2 protein-coding genes and 1 pseudogene are annotated in these 1,085 nt (G+C 69.3%); all 3 read left to right on the top strand.

From position 1 onward, the window contains the following. Window positions 1-209 (top strand): flagellar biosynthesis anti-sigma factor FlgM (locus tag H926_RS0118725; RefSeq protein WP_022677655.1); only part of this gene is annotated, 209 nt, incomplete at its 5' end. Continuing rightward, window positions 206-574 carry a hypothetical protein gene (locus tag H926_RS28915; protein WP_022677654.1) on the top strand — a complete coding sequence of 123 codons (369 nt, stop codon included), beginning with the start codon at window positions 206-208 and terminating at the stop codon, window positions 572-574. The genes H926_RS0118725 and H926_RS28915, both read left to right, overlap by 4 nt. Window positions 575-783: 209 nt before the next feature. Beyond that, window positions 784-1,085, top strand: a pseudogene (locus H926_RS28910) (transglycosylase SLT domain-containing protein); the annotation flags it as partial.

The following is a 1,085-nucleotide window of genomic DNA, read 5'->3' as shown; positions in this document are numbered from 1 at the left end:
AGGCCGCGCCTGCCGCCCAGGCCAGCGCGGCCACCGCCGCTGCCACTGTTGCCACCAGCGATGCCACCCGCGCCGGCGAGGTGCCGGTCAGCAGCGATCGCGTCGCCCAGATTCGCCGCGCCATCGCGGAGGGCCATTACCCGGTGATTCCCGCCCGGATCGCCGATGCCATGATTGCCGCCGGCATGCTGCTGAGGACCCCCCAATGACCGCTGACGCACCGATTTGCCACCCCACCGATCTCGCCCGCGCGCTGGGCCAGATGATTGCCGTGCTCAATGAAGAACGCCAGGCGCTGGCCGGCCTCGACATGGACGCGATCATGGGGTGCGCGGTCGACAAGGCGGATCTGTGCAGCCGCCTGGAAACGGTGGCGAGCGAGGCGATCGACGAGGAATGCCGGGGCATGGTCGATGCCGCGCGCCGCCTCAACGAAGCCAACCGCCGCGTGCGCAACCTGATCGCCGCCAACGTTGCCGCGCGGCTTGATGCGCTTACCGGAACCCCCGCGCTCTATCGCGCCCATGCCGGCCAGGTGCGCGCGCACCACGCCCGCACCGCGCGCGTGCGCTGATCCCCAACGGCAAGTTTTGTCTGGCGCTGCGTGTCGCTGCCCTTGCCGGGCCGGCCCGCAGCGCCTTTTTTGTGCGCGGCAAAGCGCTGAATCCCGCATCCTTTTTCAGGATTTCGAAAAACTGGCACAACCCTTGCTGAACTCTCCTTGTCGCGGCGCGCCATCGTCTGGCTTTCGCCGCAAGCACAAGGATGTGGGCCTTGAGTTCAGTGCAAAACTCTGCCGGCAGCATTGCCGATCCGGCAACCGGCGCGATCATGGGCGGCAGCGCGTCCCAAGGCGGCGCGGTGCATGCGGCGATCGCGCGGGCCGCCAATGCCACCGGCGTGGACTTTGGCTATCTGCTCGCGCAGGCGCGGCTCGAATCCGGGCTTGATCCCCATGCCCGCGCCCGCACCTCCAGCGCGACCGGGCTTTACCAGTTCACCGGGCAGACCTGGCTCGGCACCCTGGCGCGCCACGGCGCCGATCATGGGCTGGATTGGGCCGGCGATGCCGTGGGCAGCGCCGC

The sequence above is a fragment of the Novosphingobium sp. B-7 genome (assembly GCF_000410615.1).
GTDB lineage: Bacteria > Pseudomonadota > Alphaproteobacteria > Sphingomonadales > Sphingomonadaceae > Novosphingobium > Novosphingobium capsulatum.
The sequence above is the reverse complement of the archived record's forward strand: the minus strand, read 5'-3'. Positions and strand labels throughout refer to the sequence as shown.

Bases quoted from the DNA above. Each gene is read 5' to 3' on its own strand.
- H926_RS28915 (WP_022677654.1), top strand. From the start codon at position 206: ATGACCGCTGACGCACCGATTTGCCACCCCACCGATCTCGCCCGCGCG.